Genomic DNA, 15,972 nt, shown 5'->3' with positions numbered 1-15,972 from the left:
GTTTCTCCCGTTAATCGTTCAAGGTGGCGGCAATCGGTTGCCACCCCGGACCGAGCCCGGCAGCGCGGGTCGGCGCGGGTCAGTGCGGGCGGTGCTGGTCGGCCGTCGTACAACCGACGAGGACGACGGCGGTTGCGGAGCGTTGCGTTGTCAGTGTGACCGGCAGCACCTGGTGGCGGGGTGAATCCGCCTTCACGGTCACGGTCACCTCGCCCACGATCGAGAAGTCGGCCGCCTTCGCCTGCAGCCGGCAGCTGGCCTCGACCGACTTGGTCCGGTCCACCTTCATCGTGGCCGTCGCGCTGGTCGGCGAGACGATCTCGAAACCGTTCAGTTGCGAGCTGACCGGCGGATTCGACTGCACCCAGGCCGCCCACACCAGCCACACCAGGCCGGCCAGGATCACGACCCCCAGGCCGCCGATCACGAACGGCCGCCAGGACCGTCCGCCCCTGCCGTACCGCGCGTTCAGGTCGGAGGTCGGGGTGGCGGCAGGTGACGCAGATGGCTCAGACACAGGTAGTCCAGGGGGTCGGTCGTGGGTTTTGCCGGAGGTTGGAGGACCATTGTGTCTTGTGAGTGGAGATCTTCGGTTGTTGCATGTGCACGCCCACCCGGATGACGAGTCGAGCAAGGGAGCCGCGTCGACGGCCAGGTACGTGGCCGAGGGCGTCGAGGTGATGGTCGCCACCTGTACCGGCGGCGAACGCGGATCGATCCTGAATCCGAAGATGGACCGCCCGGAGGTGCTGGCGAACATCACTGAGATCCGCCGCAAGGAGATGGACGCGGCGCGCGAGATCCTCGGTATCCGGCAGGAGTGGCTGGGCTGGGTCGACTCGGGTTTCCCGGAGGGCGATCCGCTGCCGCCGCTGCCCGAGGGCTGCTTCGGCGCGCTCAAGGTCGAGGACGCCGCCGCCCCGCTGGTGAAGCTGATCCGCGAGTTCCGCCCGCAGGTCGTCACGACGTACGACGAGAACGGCGGCTACCCGCACCCGGATCACGTGATGTGCCACCAGATCACCGTCGCGGCCTTCGAGGCCGCGGGGGACAAGGACGCGTACCCGGAGCTCGGTGAGCCGTTCCAGCCACTGAAGCTCTACTACCACCACACGTTCCACTACGAGCGGATGAAGGCGCTGCACGACGCGATGGTCGCGCGCGGCCTCGAGTCGCCGTACGCCGAGCGCCTGAAGGACTGGAAGCCGGACCCGGAGAACGAGCGCCGGATCACCACCCGGGTCGAGTGCGCGGAGTACTTCGCCACCCGGGACAAGGCGCTGCTCGCCCACGCCACGCAGATCGACCCGGACGGCGGCTGGTTCACCGTTCCGCTCGAGGTGCACCAGGCGGCCTGGCCGACCGAGGACTACGAGCTCGCTCGGAGTCTGGTCGAGTCCGAGCTGCCAGAAGATGACCTGTTCGCGGGGCTGCGCTGATGGGCGGCTGGGCCTGACCGGGGCGGTGGGGTGGGGAAGGAATCCAATACAGTGAGAGACTGGTGGCGTGACAGCGACGACCTCCCTTCTGACGGCCGAGATCGACCCGAATACGGTGAAACCCGGTTGGGTCGCGCTGTTGATCGTGCTCGCTCTCGGTGCCGCCACGGTGCTCCTGTGGCGCAACATGGGCAAGCAACTGAAGCGCATCGACGTTCCCCACGCTGGTGCGGACGACCCAGCACCGTCCGACGGCCCAGCGAGTCCGGACAGCTCGCCGTCCCGGGATGGCGATGCAGCGCCTACGACTTCGGACCGGACACCGACGGAGACGCCGACGCCGACTGAGCCCTCGAAGGACTCGAAGGACGCGAAACAACACTCTCAGCACTGACACCATGACGGTGCGGTAACTGATTCCTGGGAGCTCGGCTACACCCTGGTCACGAGATGGTGTCGGACTGGGCAGCCCACCTTTGCATGACCCTATAGTGAGCCGGGTGCTGAATGGTGCCCCTCCCCGGTCCGCTCGGTGAGCGCGACTCGCGCTACCCGCGCCGCCCGGCATCGCATGCCCGGACGTCTGGTCGCGGCCGGGGTCGGTGCTGTCGTCATCGCCTCGGTGGCTCTGGTGGTCGCGCTGTTCGCGGCCGGCAGCCAGCCACGTGACCTCGGCGGTATCGGCGGTCCGGACCTCTTCATCTCCTGGCTGCTGCCACTGCTCAAGCTGATCTCCACGCTCGCGACGGTCGGCTGCGCCGGCGCGCTGCTCGCCGCGGTCGTCCTGCTGCGGATCGAGGGCGGCCCGCTGGGCGTCCAGGGCCGTCGTGCGGTCCGGGACGCGAGCAACTCGGCGATCATCTGGGCGGTCTGTGCGTTCGCCAACGCCATCGTCACGGCGGCGATCCTGCTCGACACCCCGGTCAGCTTGCTGCGGATGCGGTTCGACGACGCCCTCGGCGTACCCGAAGTGAAGGCGCTGCTGATCACGGGCATTCTGGTGCTCGCGCTGGCGATCGGGATCCGCCGTGTGCAGACGTCATCGGCGGCGGGACTCGGCGTACTCGTCGCTATCGCCGCGTTGATCCCGACCGCGGTCACGGCGTACCCACGGAACGAGTCGTACGTCGTGCTGGCCGGTGCCGCGCTGGTGATCCACGTGATCGCGGCGACCACCTGGGTCGGCGGGCTCGCCGGGCTGGTCCGCTACGGGCGAGCGAGCCGGACCGGGCTGCCGATCGTGCTGGAGCGCTACGGGCAGGTCGCGTTCATCTCGTCGATCGCCGTACTGCTCAGCGGCCTGATCAGCGCCGCCGGACGGCTGGCCGCGAAGGGCGGCGGCTGGGGCTCGATCCTCGATCCGCTCACCGGCGACGCGTACGGCGCTCTGCTGATCGTCAAGATCGTCGCGTTCCTGCTCCTCATCGTCCTGTCCGCTCTCCACCGCGGCCGCGCTCACGGCGACCTCCTCGACGGCGGCCAGCCGTTCTGGCGCATCGTCGGCGTTGAACTGTTCGTGATGGCGCTCGCGCTGGGCCTGTCGATCGCCCTCTCCCAGACGGTCTAGTCCCAGACGGTCTAGTCCCAGGGCGCGGTCCGGAGTTCCTCGGTACTGCGTCGCTCACGATCCGCCGGGCGATCCTCGGCGGCGCGGCCGATCGCGATCATCGAGACGACGTGCCAGCCGGCGCCCGGCTTCAGGTCGTCGGTGAGGGTCTCGAGGTTGAAGGCCCTGAACTGGCGGCAGGCGAGGTCCATGGCGTGGGCCTGCAGGGTCAGGTGTGCGACGGACTGGCCGAGGTCGTAGTCCGCGAAGTCGGAATAGGCCCAGTCGGTGTCCTCGACGTACCGATGGGCCATCGTCACGATCAGCAGGGACGCGCTCGGTGCCCAGCGGGCCGAGCTGCGGGCCAGGTGCTTGACGATGCGATCGTGCTCGGGCTCGCCGCGGCGCGCGACGAAGTACGCCCAGGGCTGGGAGTTGCCCGCGGACGGCGCCCAGCGGGCCGCGTCGAGGAGAAGCTCGACGTCGTCGTCGGTGACGGTCCACTCGGAGTCGAACCACAGCGGACTGAAACGGCTGGCGAGCAACGGGTGCACGGGCATGCACCAATCCAACTGCCGCGCCGTGCGGTGCATTCCGTACGGTGGGGGCATGGCGAACGAGCTCGGGCGATCGACCAGTCCGTACCTGCGGCAGCACGCGGAGAACCCGGTCGAGTGGCGGGAGTGGTCGGACCGGGCGTTCGCGGAGGCGCGGGAGCGGGACGTGCCGATCTTCCTCTCGGTCGGGTACTCCGCGTGTCACTGGTGTCATGTGATGGCGCACGAGTCGTTCGAGGACGCGGAGACCGCCGCGTACCTGAGCGAGCACTTCGTCAGCGTGAAGGTGGACCGCGAAGAACGGCCCGACGTCGATGCCATCTACATGGCGGCGACGGTGGCGATGACCGGGCAGGGCGGGTGGCCGATGTCGGCGTTCCTGACGCCGGCGGGCGAGCCGTTCTTCTGCGGGACGTACTTCCCGAAGGACGCGCGCGGTGGGATGGCGTCGTTCCGGCAGGTGCTGGAGGCAATCACCGACGCGTGGACGAACCGGCGCGAGCAGATCGACGGCATCGGCAAGAACGTGGTCGAGCAGCTCGGCGCGCGGCAGCAGCCGGCCGGGGGAGAGGTCGACCTGGACCGGGCGGTGCAGCTGCTGAAGACCGACTTCGATCCGGTCGACGCCGGGTTCGGGCAGGCGCCGAAGTTCCCGCCGTCGATGGTGCTCGACTTCCTGCTCCGCCACCACCGGCGTACCGGGGACGAGGACGCGCTGGCGATGGTCGCGCACACCTGCGACCGGATGGCGCGCGGTGGGATGTACGACCAGCTGGCGGGCGGGTTCGCGCGGTACTCCGTCGACGGTCGGTGGGTCGTGCCGCATTTCGAGAAGATGCTGTACGACAACGCTCTGCTGCTTGATGTCTATACGCAGTGGTGGACTGTGTCGGCTGATCCGCTCGCGAGGCGTATCGCGGAGGAGACTGCCGACTTCCTCCTCGCCGAGCTGCGTACGCCGGAGGGCGGGTTCGCGTCGGCGCTTGACGCGGACACCGATGGAGAGGAAGGCAAGTACTACGCGTGGACTGCGGATCAGTTGTACGAGGTTTTGGGTGCGCAGGATGCGGAGTGGGTCGTCGAGCTGTGTGACGTCACCGGCACCTTCGAGCATGGTGCGTCGGTCCTCCAGCTCCGGCAGGACCCCGACGACTTCGAGCGTTGGTCGCGGGTCCGCGAAAGCCTCCGGCAAGCGCGAAGCCTTCGTACCTATCCAGGGCGCGACGACAAAGTAGTTGCTGCTTGGAACGGTCTCGCGATCACGGCTCTCACCCGAGCGGGCGTCGTGTTCGACAGGCCACAGTATGTCGAGGCGGCGACGCAGGCGGCTGGATTGATCCGGGACGTGCATCTCGACGGGCGGTTGTACCGGACGTCGCGGGACGGCGTGCGGGGGAGTGCGGACGGCGTACTCGAGGACTATGCGGCGTTTGCCCAGGCCTGCTTGACTTTGCTGGGCGCCACCGGCGACGTGACGTGGTTCGAGACGGCGAAGTCCTTGCTGGACAGGGTTCTGGAGCAATTTGTTGCCGATGGCTCATACTTTGACACCGCGGCGGACGCGGAGGAGCTGGTCTGGCGGCCGCAGGACCCGACGGACAATGCCACGCCGTCCGGTGTGAGCCTGGCCGCGGAAGCGTTCACCACCCTGGCCAGTCTGACCGGATCGGTCCGGTACGAGACCGCTGCCGCCGAAGCGCTGAAAGCATCGGCGGCCATCGCCGAGCGAGCGCCGCGGTTCGCCGGCCGGGCGCTCGCGGTCGCCGAGACGATTGCCGGCGGCCCCCTTGAGATCGCCATCGTCGGTGTGCAGCCCGAGCTGATCAGGATCGCGTTCACCGACGCGCCGTGGGGTACGGCGATCGTCGCGGGCGAGCCCGGTCTCGCCGTACCGCTGATGGAGGGTCGCGACCAGCGCGCGGCGTACGTCTGTCAGAAATTCACCTGCCGGCTGCCGGTGACGTTGCCGGAACACCTTCGGCGCGAGTTGCGCCCGGTGGACTGACCTCTCGCCGGACGCAGGTTTTCCCCTTCGTTTCGGTCAAATCTCTTGACTCACGGCGACCGGACCGCAACAGTCGGTCCTCAAGTCGGATGTAACAGAAATCGCATGCATCGACACGCAGTGTCACAAATGAGGCAGTGGCACTGCTGGGTCAGCATCCGGCGCGTCCCCAACTGAATTCGGTCGCTGCGCCCAAACAGCGACCACACCGTGAGGAGATGTTGTCTTGAGACGACTGACATCAGCAGGGGCGGTGGCCATCGTCGCGGCAGCGGGTCTTGCCACGACGTTCACCGCTTCGACCGCGGGTGCCGCCGACCGGGCGGTTCCGCTTCCGGCATCCGGGTTCAACCAGCCCGCCGCCGTCCAGGCCGAGCAGGCGCTGACCGCGCAGACGGCCGCAGCTCTGGGTCTCGGCAGTGGCGAGCAGCTCAAGGTTCGCGACGTGGTGAAGGATGCCGACGGCACCGAATACGTCCGCTACGACCGCACGTTCAACGGCCTGAAGGTCGTCGGCGGTGACCTGATCGTCAAGCGCAAGGGCGAGTCGATCGGTCAGGTCACCTACAACCGCGGCGCGAAGGCCGTCGAGGTCGCCACCAAGCCGACCCTGTCCCAGTCGGCTGCTCTTGCGAAGGGCGCACAGGCAGCGAAGTTCAAGGCCTCCGGCAACAAAGGCCAGTTGGTCGTCTTCGTGACGCCGACCAAGCCCGTGCTCGCCTACGAGGTCGTCACCACCGGTGTGAAGCCCGACCAGACCCCGTCGGTGCTGCACTCGTTCATCGACGCCAGGACCGGCGCCGTTCTCGACCAGGACGACGAGGTCAAGACCGGCACCGGCAACTCGATGTACGCCGGCACGGTGACCATCGGTACGTCGGGATCGTCCGGCAACTTCTCCATGACCGACGCGAGCCGTGGTGGCAACTACACCACCGACCTGAACGGCTCGACGTCCGGCAACGGCACCACGTTCACCGACGCCGACGACACCTGGGGTACCGGCGCCGCGTCGAACCGCCAGACCGCTGGTGTGGACGCCCACTACGGCGCCCAGCTGACCTGGGACTATTACAAGAACGTCCACGGCCGCAACGGCATCTTCAACAACGGCCAGGGCGCCCGCTCACGGGTTCACTACGGCAACTCGTACGTGAACGCGTTCTGGGACGGCACCCAGATGACGTACGGCGACGGTCAGGGCAACACCCACCCGCTGACCGCGATCGACGTGGCCGGCCATGAGATGAGCCACGGTGTCACCGAGGCGACGGCCAACCTGAACTACTCCGGTGACGCCGGCGGCCTGAACGAGGCGACCAGCGACATCTTCGGCACGATGGTCGAGTGGTACGCGAACAACTCGAGCGACCCGGGTGACTACCTGATCGGCGAGAAGATCAACATCAACGGCGACGGTACGCCGCTGCGCTACATGGACAAGCCGTCGAAGGACGGTGCCAGCGTGGACTGCTGGTCGACCAGCACCGGCGGTCTCGACCCGCACTACTCGTCCGGCCCGCTGAACCACTGGTTCTACCTGGCGTCGGAGGGCACCGGCAGCAAGACCATCAACGGTGTCACCTACAACAGCACCGCCTGCAACGGCACTACGTTCGCCGGCGTCGGCCGCGACGTCGCGTCGAAGGTCTGGTACCGCACCCTGAGCACCAAGCTCAGCTCGGGCAGCACCTACAAGGACGCCCGTGAGGGCGCGATCAACTCCGCGAAGGAGCTGTACGGCGCGGATTCCGCACAGTGCAAGGGCATCGAGGCCGCGTTCAGCGGTATCGCGGTGCCGGCCGGTTCCGCTTCCTGCGGTGGCGGCACCACGCCGCCGCCCACCGGCGACAACCTGCTGCAGAACCCGGGCTTCGAGTCCGGCGCGGTGAACTGGACCGGCACCTCCGGCCCCATCACCAACAACACCGGCCGCCCGGCGCGCACCGGTAGCTGGAAGCTGTGGCTGCAGGGCAACGGCCGCGCCACCACCGAGAACGTCGGCCAGTCGGTCGCGATCCCGGCGTCGGCGACGACCGCGAGCCTGTCGTTCTGGATCCGGATCGACACCGCCGAGACCACCACCTCGACCGTGTACGACACGGTGAAGGTCCAGGTCGTCGACGGGTCGACCGCGACAACGCTGGCGACGTACTCGAACCTGAACAAGAACACGTCGTACGTGCAGAAGACGCTGAACCTGTCGGCGTACAAGGGCAAGACCGTCACGGTGAAGTTCGTCGGCCAGGAGGACTCCTCCGCGCAGACCAGCTTCGTCATCGACGACACCTCGCTGACCGCGAGCTGACCCGACGTCCGGGGCGCGGGTCCACCGCCCGGGTCCGCGCCCCGGATCCCTTTGGCCGAAGGAGATCGGTCCATGAAGAAGCTCCTCGTCGCCGCGCTCGGCACCGCACTGGCGGCCGGCGCGCTGATTGCCCACGGCAACGTCGCTACCGCGGCGGAGTCACCGGACATTTCGGTCACCAACACCAAGGCCCATCTCGACCAGCTGCAGTCGATTGCCACCAGCAACGGCGGCAACCGGTACACGGGCCGGCCGGGGTACAAGGCCTCGGCCGACTACGTGAAGGCCAAGCTGGACGCGGCCGGCTACACCACCACTCTGCAGTCGTTCAGCACCTCGGCGGGTACGTCGTACAACGTGATCGCGGAGTGGCCGCACGGCGACGCGAACCACGTCGTGATGACAGGCTCGCACCTGGACAGCGTCAGCGCCGGTCCGGGGATCAACGACAACGGCTCAGGCAGCGCCGGCGTACTCGAAACCGCCCTCGCTTACGCTGCCGGCGGCCAGACGCCCAGGAACCGGTTGCGGTTCGGGTTCTGGGGATCCGAGGAGCTCGGGCTGCTCGGTTCGAAGTACTACGTGAACAACCTGCCCGCGGCCGAGCGGGACAAGATCGAGCTGTACCTGAACTTCGACATGATCGCGTCGCCGAACCCGGGGTACTTCGTCTACGACGACAACCCGGCCGGCAACGGGGCGCGTGACGACCTGGTCTCGTACTTCACCAGCAAGAGCGTGCAGACCGAGTTCATCGACGTCCAGGGCCGCTCCGACCATGCGGCGTTCCGTTCGTTGGGGATTCCAACGGCCGGGACGTTCTCCGGCGCCGAGGAGACGAAGACGTCCGCCCAGGCGGCGAAGTGGGGAGGTACCGCGGGGCAGGCGTTCGACCCGTGCTACCACCGGTCCTGCGACACGATCAGCAACCTGGACCTGACCTCGCTGGACCGCCAGATCGATGCCATCGGCTACATGATCTGGACGTACGCGCAGAAGGACTACACCGGCGGCCCGCCGCCGACCGGTGACAATCTCCTGCAGAACCCAGGCTTCGAGTCCGGTACGGCGAACTGGACGGGGACGACCGGCGTGATCACCAGCAACACCGGTCGACCGGCCCGCACCGGGACCTGGAAGGCATGGCTGCAGGGGAACGGCCGCAGCAGCACCGAGAACATCGGTCAAGCGGTGACGATCCCGTCCACGGCGACAGCGGCCGCGTTGTCGCTGTGGATACGGATCGACTCCGCCGAGACCACGTCGTCGACCGTGTACGACACGGTCAAGGTGCAGGTCGTCAACGGTTCCACGACGACCACGCTGGCGACGTACTCGAACCTGAACAAGAGTACGTCGTACGTGCAGAAGACGCTCGATCTCTCGCCGTACAAGGGAAAGACGGTCACGGTGAAGTTCGTCGGCCAGGAGGACTCGTCGTTGCAGACGAGCTTCGTGATCGACGATGTCGCGGTGACCGCGAGCTAGATCTTCGTGCAGAGCTTGCCTGGTGGGATGGCGGCTTCGGTGAGCAACTCGTTCACCGGGGCCGCCAGCGGCTTGACCTTCGGGTCCTCGATCCGGGCGGTCTTCCCGTTCGCGGAGACCGCGAGGATCATGTCGTCCGGGTGCTTCGTGGTCGGCTTGGTCGCGACCAGGCTGGCCCAGTCGACCTGCTGAGAGGCCGCGGTGATGGTCGTCAGCAGGCTCGGGGCGAGCTTGCACCGGATCGTCTCCTTGCCGCGCGAGCTCACCGTCGCGACACCGTCAGGGCTGATCAGCACCTGGTCGTCGAAACCCGCGAACCCGCCGGTGCGGCTGACCGTCAGCGGCAGGCCGGCGCCGACCGGTGCGGACTGGGTGACCGACGGCATCGTCGGTGACGGTGTGTTGCTGGTTGTGGGCGTGCTGCCCGCGCCGGACTCGCTGCCGCATCCGCTCAACACGACGAGTCCTGCCAGGGCGGCCAGTGCTGTGTATCTGCTCAGGTTCGTCACGCACTATGGATACACGTAGGCGTGGCGTTCGTTGCAGCTGTGACACGACTGAAATGTTCAGATAATCGGCGACACCAGGTCGACCATGGCGCGGGTCAGCTGGACTCGCTGCAGGAACAGGTCCGGCGAGGCGTCGGGCATGCCGAACAGCTCCAGCGGTAGTGCAGTGAACGCGGCGCGGACGAGCAACGAACCCAGGTACCCGTACAGCACGTCGTCCTCGGACACTTGCATCCCCTCGACCTTGAGGCCCTCCTGGAATGCCTTGAGGATGACTCTGTGGACCACGGGCAGCGCCTCGGGTGCCAGCTCGCCGGCGTGCGCCAGTCCGATCAGCAGTTGGCCCAGGTCGAACCCGACCGCCTGCGGGCAGTCGAAGCCCCAGTCGATCACCACGAACTCGTCCGGCTTGTCCCTCGACACCAGGAGGTTCTGCGGGCTCGCGTCGCCGTGCTGGTAGCACTGCGGCAACGCCTCGAGCGCATCCAGTACGGCGGGGATGCGCTCGCCCAGCTCGAGCAGGTCGTCGCGCAGGCCGTGCTCGCCGAGGTTGCAGACCGCGCTGCTGAGCAGTGGATGCCGCCAGGTCTGCGGGTCTGCGAGTGCGGGCAGTGCGCCTTGCTGCACTCGGCCCTCGGAGTAGAAGCGCAATCCGATGCCCGGCGTGGTCACGTGCTCGCGGGGGAGGAACGGCTCGACCAGGTGGGGCTGGCGACGCGCGGACAGTCGACCCAACAGGTACGCCGCTCGCTCGAACCGGTCGATCGGCCACGGACCCCACTCCTGGACGATGTTCTCCATCCACAGGGTGGCGCGATCGTCGTCGTACACGTCGATCCGGTACGTCGCCGGGAGGCGCATGCCCTCGGGGAGGATCTCGGCGATGTCGCTGCGGTGGACCGCGATCTCCAGCTGCCAGGGGAGGTTGTGGATGAAGGGCTCGCGGAACTCCTCGGGCAACATGCCGATCATCGGCCAGTGCCGGACCGACTGGAACTTCTTCACGAAGCACGACCACTCTTCGGACGTGCCTGTCGTGGTGCCGAAGACCCGGTTGAGCGACTCGGTGCTCGGCGTGCCGATCGGGTAGTCGACCGGCTCGACCCGCACGTCGGCGGGCACGGCTTGTGGATCGCCGGTGATCGTCCGGACCAGGGCGGTGAAGTCGTCGTCGGGCAGGGCATCTCGGCCCAGCGGTTCGAGTGCGGTGATCATGATTCCCCCCAAGGAAGTAAAGCCACCTTACTAAAGGTATAGTAAAGTGGCTTTATGACCTCGGTCAACGACGTTTCCGCCCGGCTGCAGGGACCCTGGTCCGGGCACATCGCCGGTCTGCTCGGAGCGGCCCTGAAGCGCATCCGGGAGGAGATCCTGGCGAGCTCGGAGGACCTTTACCCCGGACTGCGGGTCTCGCACTACCGCCTCCTCGAGATGATCCCGCCCGACGGCGCCCGCATCACCGACCTGGCCGAGGTCGCGGTGATGACCAAACAAGGCCTCGGCCAACACGTCGACTACCTCCAACGCCTCGGCTACGTCGAGTCGGATCGCCTCCGCGCGGACCGTCGAGTCCGCCTGGTCCGCCGCACCCCGAAGGGCGACGAGGCGGCGGCCTACAGCCAGGCCGCCATCGAACGCGTCGAAGAAATCTGGTCAGCCCGCCTGGGCCCCGAACGCTACGAGCTACTCCGAGAAACCCTCCGCGAACTGGGCAGCTAGGGGCACGCCGAGAAAGGACACGTCTGCGGCGCGGCAGTTTTGTTGGCCGGCTCAAGCGTTTACTGCGCAAGTTCGCAAACCTCGAAGAGGACTCGCATAGCCGGCTGCAGTTGTTGCGTGCATCCCTGGCAATTCCGGTGCACCGATGAACTCCGGGTCCTAGAGTCGTCGGGTGGATCTCTCGCAGCTCGGTACGCCGGTCGGCCCGCCGATCCGTGTGCACGGAGGATTCGCCAACCGGATGTACCGGCTCGACACCGACCAGGGCTCGTTCGCTGTCAAGGAGTTGAATCTCGTCGACCGCCGCTGGGACTATCGCCTCGACGATGTCTTCAGATTCGAGCAGGCAGCCTTCGCCGCCGGCATCCCGATGCCCGAGCCGATCTCGGCGAGCGCCGACACGCTCGTGCATCGGTGGGTCGATGGAGCGCCGGTGCCCGAAGAGCCGGTCTCCGAGGCGTTTGCCTTCGAGATCGGCGAGATCCTCGCGCGCCTCCACTCGCTCGATGTCGAGTGGACCGACACGTCCGCGGACGAGCCCGCCCCACGCGATTGGCGCGAGCTGGCCGAGCGCGCGACGGCGACCGGTCAGCCGTGGGCCGACGAACTTGCGTCCCAGATCGAGACGTTTCTCGCGATCGCCGAGTTCGTCCACGCCTGCGAGCGGCCGGGGCCTGTCGTACTGACCCACAAGGACATCCAGCCGTGGAACCTGCTTGCCCGAGACGGTCGACCGGTCGTGCTCGACTGGGAGCTCTCGGGGATGCTCGACCTGTCCGGCGAACTCGGCTCAACCGCACTGAGCATCTCGAAGGGTTCTGGCTTCGACACCATCGAGCCCGCGATCTTCCGGTCGGTCCTCGATGGGTACGTCGCAGGAGGCGGAACGCTGCCGCCGTCCGGTCCGAGTTGGTTTGTGTACATGATCAGCGGCTGGCTAGGTCACACCAGGTGGAACATCCTCCGCTGCCTAACTGACACCGAAGCAACCACAGGACCCGACCTCGCCCTGTCCCAAGAGTCCGCCGCCAACGGCATCCGCGGCCTACCTGACATGTTCACCCGACTACCAGCCCTCGAGTCCTTGCTGTCGTGACCTGGGTCGGCACGCGCTCGCTCCTGACCAGAGCCTGATGCTGGTGCATACCCCTCAGCTCGGGCTCGTGTGAGAATGCCCAGCATGGGTGGATTGTCGTTGCGGTCAGAGGATTCGTTTCTTTCGATCGCGAGCCGCGGATCGATCCTGTCGATCGGTTCGGTCGGGTCGGTGCTCAGCATCGGATCGGTCGGCTCGGCGCTCTCGATCGCGTCGGTCGGATCGACCCTGTCCGCCTTCTCCGCAGGCTCAGTGCTCTCCATCGGCTCAGCACTCTCAGCCCGCTCCCGCTGGTCGTTACTGAGTAGCGACGGCGATCACGAGGTCCTGAAGGCACCTCCCCGCGGTGCATTCCTCGCAGGCAGCGGAGTCGCGCTTGCCGTCCTCCTCACAGCACTCAGCCACAGACGCTAGAAGTCCTGGGGCGTGCAGCCCTCGTCCCAGGAGTCGTACAGGCGGTTGGGGTATCAGCTTCGAGCTCGCGCCTGAAGTCCGCTGCTCGCCGAGGTCGGCCGGCCGATTGAGGCATGCGCTGCAGGCGCGTCGCCCCTCGGTCAAGTGCGGCAGCCACTCACCAAAGTCAGCCGCGCCGAAGGCGTGTCGTTTTGCCCGGCGTACGGGAAGTTAACCGGCGCGGTACGTCGCGATGCTTACCGCGATGTAGTGGCAGATGAAGGCCGCCACCGTGAAGGCGTGGAAGATTTCGTGGAAGCCGAACCAACGCGGGGACGGGTTCGGGCGCTTGGTGCCGTAGACGACTGCGCCGATCGAATACAACCCACCACCGACAGCGATCAGCGTCACCACAGCAGCGCCGCCGGCGTGATAGATGTCGCCCATCCAGAAGATGGCGACCCAGCCGAGGGCGAGGTAGATCGGCGTGTAGATCCACCGGGGCGCGCTCAGCCAGAAGATGCGGAACAGGATGCCGAGTGCGGCGCCGCCCCACACCAGCCCGAGCATCAGGACGCGGTCCTTGCCGTGCAGGAGGACCATGCCGAGCGGCGTGTAGGTGCCGGCGATCAGCAGGAAGATGTTGCTGTGGTCCAGGCGGCGCAGGATCGCTTCGCCGGTCGGGCCCCAGTAGAAGCGGTGGTACAGGGCCGAGATGCCGAACAGCAGCATCGCGCCGGCGGTATAGACCGCGGCGGCGAGGCGGGCGTTGGCGTGCGGGGCCAGGCAGATCAGGACGATGCCGGCCGCGGTGGCGAAGGGGAACGTCCCGGCGTGCAGCCACCCGCGAAGCTTGGGCTTGAGCGGGCCGAGTCGGCCGGAGAGCCGGTGACCGACTTCCTGGGGCTGGGCGCTGGTAGCGGTCATCGCCGTCCTTTCGAGGGGTTGCCGGGCGGTTCGTACCTACGCCACCGTAACCTACGGAACCGTAGGTTGCATGGGTCAGAAGGATGAAATGTAGGCGACGTCACCGAGTCGGCGCACCACCACCCGTGGTTACGATGCACGAACCACGAAGAAAGTTCGCCCTTACCGGCAGGTTTCTGTGAGGCACTCCGAGGGCTCTCACCCACACCGTGATGTGGGCTAGCCTCGTGACCGAGAGTCTTTGAGGAGAGCACCCTGCCCATGCGGACACCTGGCAAGCAGAAGCTGCGGGACGCGGTCTACGGTCTGTACGAACGCCGGCTGATGCGATCGCTGTCGCCGGACCGGATCCCGCGGCACATCGGCGTCATCATCGACGGCAACCGGCGCTGGGCCCGCCAGGTCGGCGACCCGGTGTCGCGCGGCCACGAGGCCGGGGCGAACAAGATCTCCGAGTTCCTGGAGTGGTGCGACGACGTCGGCGTCAAGGTCGTCACGGTGTGGATGCTGTCCACCGACAACCTGACCCGCCCGGCCGACGAGCTCGAGCCGCTGCTGCGGATCATCGAGCAGACAGTCGAGGAGCTGACGGCGATCGGCCGCTGGCGGATCCACCCGGTCGGCGCGCTCGACCTGCTGCCCGGCAGTACTGCGGAGGTCCTTAAGGCCGCCGAGACCGCGACCCATGACAACGAGGGCCTGTTCGTCAACGTCGCCGTCGGGTACGGCGGCCGTCGCGAGCTCGCCGACGCCGTACGCTCGCTGCTCCTCGAGGAGGCCGCGAAGGGCATGTCGATCGAGGAGCTGGCCGATCGCGTCGACGTCGAGCACATCGCCCGGCACCTGTACACCAAGGGCCAGCCGGACCCGGATCTGGTCATTCGTACGTCGGGTGAGCAGCGCCTCGGCGGGTTCCTGCTCTGGCAGAGCGCACTGAGCGAGTTCTATTTCTGCGAAGCGCTCTGGCCGGACTTCCGGCACGTCGACTTCCTCCGCGCGATCCGGAGCTACGCGCAACGAGAGCGTCGCTTCGGTACGTGACGCCGCGCCCGCAGCGCGCACACGTCGTACGGCGGCGCAGGTAGTACGCGTACGTCGCCGTACCGAGGGCTGCTCCCCAGACCACCCAAAGGATGCCTGGGGCATTGATCGCCCAGTTGTCGCCGTCCAGCGGGAGCTGCGCGTTCATCAGGCCCGCCGGCACGAGTACGACGGCAACGATCGAGGCCGGGATGATCGCGAGCAGCGGCGGGACACGCCTGCCGGCCTTGAACCAGATCCAGCGCGGATAGATCTCGCCCCAGCGGTGCACCAGACCGTGCGTGAGGACGCCGCCGGCGAGCCCCATCACGGCGAGGCCGAGGCCCATCTCGAGCATGCCCGGTGTGTCGGCCATCATCCGGTGGAAGTCGTCGCTGATACCCACCGGCCAGCCGAAGTACCAGGAGACGCGGGTGAACTCGTACGGAAGGTTCGCGACCACTGCGACGCCTACCGCCCACTTCCCCCACCGCAGCGCCGCAGCCGGGCTCTGCCAAGCCGGCTCCGACGATCCTCGCCCGCACGACACGCAGACGTTCCGGCTGCGCCGGTGGTACGCGACAGCGGTCGCCGCCCACAGGACGCCGCCGATGAACAGGATGATCAGGTTCACCCGGTGCCAGTACAGGATGTCGCCGACGCCGCCCTGCGCACCCGGTACGCCAGTGAACGCGAAGACCAGGATCGCCGGCGAGAGCGCTACGACCGCGATCAGTGTGTAGTCAGGAATCACGAGCGCCAGTCCGACCGCGAGTACGGCGGCAATCGTCTGCGGGACCGATCCGCGCGGACGCATCCGCGTCATGACGACCGCAAGCGCGGCGCCGCCGAGTCCGATCGTTGCCATCACGGGTGCGACCACGTGGACCGGCGTACCTTCCAGGATCGACGCGGTGGCGCGGTCGTCCCGAACCTGGGCGAACGGGTAGCCCGCTCCGCCGAAG

The 15,972-nt window shown here is 67.4% G+C and carries 14 protein-coding genes; 9 read left to right on the top strand and 5 right to left on the bottom strand.

Annotated elements, in window-relative coordinates; translation table 11 throughout:
* Positions 1-79 precede the first annotated feature (79 nt).
* Positions 80-517, bottom strand: a complete 438-nt coding sequence (locus OHA10_RS02850; RefSeq protein ID WP_371404601.1) for a DUF4307 domain-containing protein — start codon at positions 515-517, stop codon at positions 80-82.
* A 58-nt stretch (positions 518-575) separates the two neighbouring features.
* On the opposite strand from OHA10_RS02850, the gene mca reads away from it, so the two are divergent.
* The 3 genes from mca (at position 576) to OHA10_RS02835 (ending at position 3,006) form a co-directional block, all read left to right on the top strand.
* A complete protein-coding gene (gene mca, locus OHA10_RS02845; RefSeq protein WP_371404600.1) occupies positions 576-1,439 on the top strand; it encodes a mycothiol conjugate amidase Mca in 864 nt (287 codons plus the stop codon).
* Between the two features lie 67 nt (positions 1,440-1,506).
* Positions 1,507-1,833 (top strand): hypothetical protein, encoded by a 327-nt coding sequence (locus tag OHA10_RS02840; RefSeq protein WP_371404599.1) that lies wholly within the window; start codon positions 1,507-1,509, stop codon positions 1,831-1,833.
* 138 nt (positions 1,834-1,971) lie between these two features.
* A complete protein-coding gene (locus tag OHA10_RS02835) occupies positions 1,972-3,006 on the top strand; it encodes a copper resistance D family protein (protein ID WP_371404598.1) in 1,035 nt (344 codons plus the stop codon).
* Between the two features lie 11 nt (positions 3,007-3,017).
* Here OHA10_RS02835 and OHA10_RS02830 read toward each other — a convergent pair whose 3' ends face one another.
* On the bottom strand, positions 3,018-3,545 hold the full coding sequence (locus tag OHA10_RS02830) for a nitroreductase family protein (RefSeq protein ID WP_371404597.1): 528 nt from the start codon (positions 3,543-3,545) through the stop codon (positions 3,018-3,020).
* A 49-nt stretch (positions 3,546-3,594) separates the two neighbouring features.
* Between OHA10_RS02830 and OHA10_RS02825 the strand changes: the two genes are divergently transcribed.
* From OHA10_RS02825 to OHA10_RS02815, 3 genes are all read left to right on the top strand, one after another.
* A complete protein-coding gene (locus OHA10_RS02825; RefSeq protein ID WP_371404596.1) occupies positions 3,595-5,547 on the top strand; it encodes a thioredoxin domain-containing protein in 1,953 nt (650 codons plus the stop codon).
* Positions 5,548-5,800: 253 nt separating this feature from the next.
* Complete coding sequence (locus OHA10_RS02820; protein ID WP_371404595.1) at positions 5,801-7,855, top strand: M4 family metallopeptidase; 2,055 nt, start codon at positions 5,801-5,803, stop codon at positions 7,853-7,855.
* A 72-nt stretch (positions 7,856-7,927) separates the two neighbouring features.
* Complete coding sequence (locus tag OHA10_RS02815; RefSeq protein ID WP_371404594.1) at positions 7,928-9,343, top strand: M28 family peptidase; 1,416 nt, start codon at positions 7,928-7,930, stop codon at positions 9,341-9,343.
* Here the strand turns inward: OHA10_RS02815 and OHA10_RS02810 are convergent.
* On the bottom strand, positions 9,340-9,852 hold the full coding sequence (locus OHA10_RS02810; protein WP_371404593.1) for a hypothetical protein: 513 nt from the start codon (positions 9,850-9,852) through the stop codon (positions 9,340-9,342). The genes OHA10_RS02815 and OHA10_RS02810 overlap by 4 nt on opposite strands.
* A 57-nt stretch (positions 9,853-9,909) precedes the next feature.
* Entirely contained in the window at positions 9,910-11,067 is a 1,158-nt protein-coding gene (locus OHA10_RS02805; protein WP_371404592.1) for a phosphotransferase, read from the bottom strand.
* A gap of 54 nt (positions 11,068-11,121) precedes the next feature.
* On the opposite strand from OHA10_RS02805, the gene OHA10_RS02800 reads away from it, so the two are divergent.
* Together OHA10_RS02800 and OHA10_RS02795 are read left to right on the top strand one after the other, a co-directional pair.
* A complete protein-coding gene (locus OHA10_RS02800) occupies positions 11,122-11,571 on the top strand; it encodes a MarR family winged helix-turn-helix transcriptional regulator (protein ID WP_371404591.1) in 450 nt (149 codons plus the stop codon).
* 172 nt (positions 11,572-11,743) lie between these two features.
* A complete protein-coding gene (locus OHA10_RS02795; protein ID WP_371404590.1) occupies positions 11,744-12,667 on the top strand; it encodes a phosphotransferase family protein in 924 nt (307 codons plus the stop codon).
* Between the two features lie 624 nt (positions 12,668-13,291).
* Here the strand turns inward: OHA10_RS02795 and OHA10_RS02790 are convergent.
* Positions 13,292-13,987, bottom strand: a complete 696-nt coding sequence (locus OHA10_RS02790; protein WP_371404589.1) for a hemolysin III family protein — start codon at positions 13,985-13,987, stop codon at positions 13,292-13,294.
* Positions 13,988-14,248: 261 nt separating this feature from the next.
* Here OHA10_RS02790 and OHA10_RS02785 point away from each other — a divergent pair, with 261 nt between their 5' ends.
* Entirely contained in the window at positions 14,249-15,028 is a 780-nt protein-coding gene (locus tag OHA10_RS02785) for an isoprenyl transferase (protein ID WP_350862406.1), read from the top strand.
* Positions 15,029-15,972: the final 944 nt, after the last annotated feature.

This window comes from Kribbella sp. NBC_00662, assembly GCF_041430295.1.
In the GTDB taxonomy this organism is placed as follows: Bacteria; Actinomycetota; Actinomycetes; order Propionibacteriales; family Kribbellaceae; genus Kribbella.
This window is presented reverse-complemented; position numbering and strand designations above follow the sequence as displayed.

Bases quoted from the DNA above. Each gene is read 5' to 3' on its own strand.
- OHA10_RS02830 (WP_371404597.1), bottom strand. From the start codon at position 3,545: ATGCCCGTGCACCCGTTGCTCGCCAGCCGTTTCAGTCCGCTGTGGTTC.
- OHA10_RS02825 (WP_371404596.1), top strand. From the start codon at position 3,595: ATGGCGAACGAGCTCGGGCGATCGACCAGTCCGTACCTGCGGCAGCAC.
- OHA10_RS02815 (WP_371404594.1), top strand. From the start codon at position 7,928: ATGAAGAAGCTCCTCGTCGCCGCGCTCGGCACCGCACTGGCGGCCGGC.
- OHA10_RS02805 (WP_371404592.1), bottom strand. From the start codon at position 11,067: ATGATCACCGCACTCGAACCGCTGGGCCGAGATGCCCTGCCCGACGAC.
- OHA10_RS02800 (WP_371404591.1), top strand. From the start codon at position 11,122: ATGACCTCGGTCAACGACGTTTCCGCCCGGCTGCAGGGACCCTGGTCC.
- OHA10_RS02790 (WP_371404589.1), bottom strand. From the start codon at position 13,987: ATGACCGCTACCAGCGCCCAGCCCCAGGAAGTCGGTCACCGGCTCTCC.
- OHA10_RS02785 (WP_350862406.1), top strand. From the start codon at position 14,249: ATGCGGACACCTGGCAAGCAGAAGCTGCGGGACGCGGTCTACGGTCTG.